Here is a 3,709-nt window from a genome sequence, read left to right as displayed (position 1 = left end):
ATAAAGCGAGATTAAACACTTGAAAACCAGATTTTTTAGAGGAAAATCCAAAAGTTATCGATATTAAATACAACGTGTTTGTGTAAGGATAGTTGCGTGTGCAAGCCACTAACTTACTAAAAATGGAACGAACCAGAGGAAAATCCGTAGGATTTTCCGAGTAGACAAGAACCAAGCAATTATTTTTACACGGTGTTGGCATTTCGTTGTTTTATTCAGACTACTAATTATTCGGCTTAATTCCGTTTTCTATTTTTCCTGCGTTTGAGTGAATTCGGTCAGCGATTAATTCCGCAAAATTTTTCAATTCCGATTGAGTGAGCAATTCAGGAACTTGTTAAATTCTATTCAAAATTCATTCAGCGTTTGAGTGATAATTCAGAGCCTTTTATTCAGCCGTTTGTTTTTTATTCCTGAAAATTTTAAAAATCAATGAAGCATTAATAATAAATGCGGGAATTATAAAAACATCTTTAACTGTGTTCACTCCCAAAACGTCATATTGTAAAAATATCATCGAAAGAAAAATAATAATTGTCGAAATTATTAATCCAGTTTTTATGTAATTCATATTCAATTTGTTTATCGGTTTATCTTCGTAAAGTTATTCAATTCAGTTATTTATTTAGTGTTTTAGCTCTAAAAATCAGATGTTTTTAAATTTCTATTTTTACATTTAGAGTGCGTTTCGCCAATGAATGCCAACGTTGATGTATAAGGAAAGTTGCGTGTTTGAGTGCGAGGATTTTCCGAAGGAAAATCAGAAGCTAGCAAACGAGCAACTAACTTTGGTTTAGCTAAAACTAGCAATTTTTTTTATACGGTGTTAGCACCAGTATTTTTTTTAATTGATATTCTATAGATTAAATATAAAAACACTATCAAAATTATTGTCAGTTTAAAAATCAGTCCAATTAAGTTTTTTTCGTCAATGAAATAATCAGTCATTGCAGCTAATAAAGTCAGGGTGTATGAATAAATTACTATACCAATGCAGACTAATGAAAAGGTATTCTGATTTTTAAAATTTGCACCAATAACAACTCCAAAACAGACTAAAAATAAGGTTAAAAGACTATTTATAAATCGTTCGTTTTTTTTCCAATTTGATTTCTTTAACTGCTTTGTTAAAACCTTATTTTTTCTAATTTCCGTTTGTAGTTTAAACAAATCTCTACGGTTAAATTCAGTTATTAAGTTGTTTTTTGGTATATCATATTCATTAAGTTCCTTTTTAGAAAAATCACTTTGGATTATGCTGTCTGGAATTTTTCGCAATAAGTCATCGATTATTTTCTTTTGAGATATATTTTCGTTTTCTAATGAGTCAGAATAATGGTTTATGAGGCCAATACTCATCATATCCGCATTCGTTTTCTTAAATTCTTTCGTTTTATCAGCTCTTTCTTGAGAACTGAATGCTTCTTTTCTCGCATTTTCATATCTGTTTAAGAAAGTGGTCATTCGTAATTCCGGCACAACTTTATCAGATAATAAGAAAATTAAACCTCCAAAGATTAGAGACATAACCAATCCAAATTTGAACATTTTAGATATAGGATTTTTTTCTTTTAATAAATCTGCTGTTGTTAATATGAGAGCTATGAAAATCCCGAAATTAATTGTGGATGCAACCTGACCAAAACTTACCATAATTCCATATGTCAAGTCAAATCCAAATTCATTGAAATATAAGCTGATGGCTTCGACAATCAAGAATATATAGTAAACCAAGCTGCTTATTATGAAATATGATATGAATTTTCGTAGTATTTTGGTCATATTGGTGCTAACGTGATTGTATAAGAATAGTGCGGTTTTGTGTGCGAGGATTTTCCGAAGGAAAATCAGAAGCTAGCAAAACGCACTAACCCTTGATTAAGCACTAAACTAAGCATTATTTTTATACGGTGTTACCAAAAGTTTTTTAATTAAATTATTAATTTTTAAAGTCATATATGGAACAAGTAGCTAAAACAGATGAAAAAAACATTTATGTCAGCAATTTAGATGTATTAGTAAATAAAGCTCGCTCTATTAGAGATTCTATTCATCCAGTATTTACAAAACATGATTCATTTAATGATAATTTTGGTCGTTTTTTAGTTAAACTAACAGAAGCTCAATTTTATTTAGATGAAATGAATCGTGAGTGTTGGTCAGATGAAAGAGAATTTATATTAGATATTATTGATAAAAATCAAGAAAGTTCTGATAAATAGACTTTGATTTGTTTTGCAAAATAATTATATGTTTATCAGTTTCAATGTCATTAGATTTATTTAGTTCAACTTGTTTTTTAATAAGTTCTTTTGAAAATTGTTCAAATTCTCTTTTATAAGATTTTTTGCTTTGTTCAAAACGATGATTTATTAATATATTGTCTAAATCTTTTTTATGATTGTCATAAATCAAGTCTAATTCTTTTATAATGTCTTTTGTCATTCGTAATGATGTTTAAATTTTTGGTAACGTTTTGTATATGGTTTGTTGCGTGGTTAAGCACCTAATTTAGCAAATAAAAACTAGATAGAAAATCCGATAGGATTTTCGTAAATAGGCGAGAACTAGCCATTAATTTTATACGGTGTTACCTGTAGTTATTTTTTCCGATATACTTTTAAATTATACTTAAATTCAGTTCCGTCACTTTCCAAAAATTCAAATACTTTCAATTCCGTTTGAGTGATTTCCGCAATTTCTATTTCGTTTTTCGTAAATTCAATTAAAGAGCCAGATTTTTTTAATTGTTCCAAAAGTCCAGGCGCAAGTTTCTCAATCGGAACGTTGTATTGTGGTTTGTCAAAAGTCATTATAAGGACCTTTTCTTTTGAGTCATATTCCCATTTTCCACTTTCACAATTTTCCGTGTTTTCACAACCAATTAGTTCATAAGTTCCATTTTTTTCAATCCGCATACTTGGTCGCCAAACAACTTCATTGGCAGTAATTGTGTCATTTACAAAATGTTTTATTTCGGCAATTATTTTTCCGTTTTTATCAGTCAATTTTTCAAATTCCCACGTTCCAATAATCAAATTTTCAATTTGTTCCGTGCTTTTCTTTGTTTTTGCGTCATCAACTAATTCCAAGTAAGATTTTGGTGATTGGCAATAAGTTGAAATTGGCAAAAATATGATGGCAAGCAGGATGTTTTTCATAATTACAGGTAACGGTTTGGTATAAAAATAGTTGCGTTTTAGAGCGAGGCAGATTTTCCGAAGGAAAATCGGCAGAAGCAAAAAAGCAACACCTTTTATTTAAGCACAAAATAGCAATTATTTTTATACTTTGTTAGCTTTTAGTGCTTTTGTAATTCATTCCGTACTTTTTTCGGTCAGCTTTTGATTCCACATTTTTATTGATTCTGCAAACTTGCTATTCCGACGCTTGAGAATCGCAATTTTTTAATTCAATTCCGATGTTTTGGAAGACAAAGTTATTCCGCAAACGAGCTAAAAAGTCAGCAGTAAATAAATTCAGTTCCGATTGCACAAACGAGCTAAAAAGTCAGCAGTAATTTTTGAAATTCCTCAATATATTTTTTGTTTTTGATTGTCTTAAAACTCAAAAAAAAATGAGAAATAGACTAGGCTTTTTTTCAATTCCGCAAACTTGCTCCAGCATTAAAGCTAACGTGTACCTATATGAAAAGTAGCGGATTTTAAGAGCCATTTTTCAGATTAGGTATGCAGTTAAATGTAAGAAA

The 3,709-nt window shown here is 29.7% G+C and carries 5 protein-coding genes; 1 reads left to right on the top strand and 4 read right to left on the bottom strand.

What is annotated here, in order from left to right:
• A partial coding sequence (locus G5V56_RS18970; RefSeq protein WP_206285899.1) for a hypothetical protein occupies positions 1-202 on the bottom strand: 202 nt, incomplete at its 3' end.
• Between the two features lie 614 nt (positions 203-816).
• A complete protein-coding gene (locus G5V56_RS11385; RefSeq protein ID WP_166965063.1) occupies positions 817-1,734 on the bottom strand; it encodes a hypothetical protein in 918 nt (305 codons plus the stop codon).
• Between the two features lie 224 nt (positions 1,735-1,958).
• Between G5V56_RS11385 and G5V56_RS11380 the strand changes: the two genes are divergently transcribed.
• On the top strand, positions 1,959-2,222 hold the full coding sequence (locus G5V56_RS11380) for a hypothetical protein (protein ID WP_166965061.1): 264 nt from the start codon (positions 1,959-1,961) through the stop codon (positions 2,220-2,222).
• On the opposite strand, the gene G5V56_RS11375 is transcribed toward G5V56_RS11380, so the two are convergent.
• Positions 2,188-2,445 (bottom strand): hypothetical protein, encoded by a 258-nt coding sequence (locus tag G5V56_RS11375; RefSeq protein ID WP_166965059.1) that lies wholly within the window; start codon positions 2,443-2,445, stop codon positions 2,188-2,190. The two genes, G5V56_RS11380 and G5V56_RS11375, sit on opposite strands and share 35 nt — an antisense overlap.
• Before the next feature lie 155 nt (positions 2,446-2,600).
• Positions 2,601-3,092, bottom strand: a complete 492-nt coding sequence (locus G5V56_RS11370) for a hypothetical protein (protein ID WP_166965057.1) — start codon at positions 3,090-3,092, stop codon at positions 2,601-2,603.
• Positions 3,093-3,709 lie beyond the last annotated feature (617 nt).

Origin of the sequence: Yeosuana marina (assembly GCF_011762485.1) — a bacterium.
GTDB classification, from domain to species: domain Bacteria; phylum Bacteroidota; class Bacteroidia; order Flavobacteriales; family Flavobacteriaceae; genus Yeosuana; species Yeosuana marina.
This window is presented reverse-complemented; position numbering and strand designations above follow the sequence as displayed.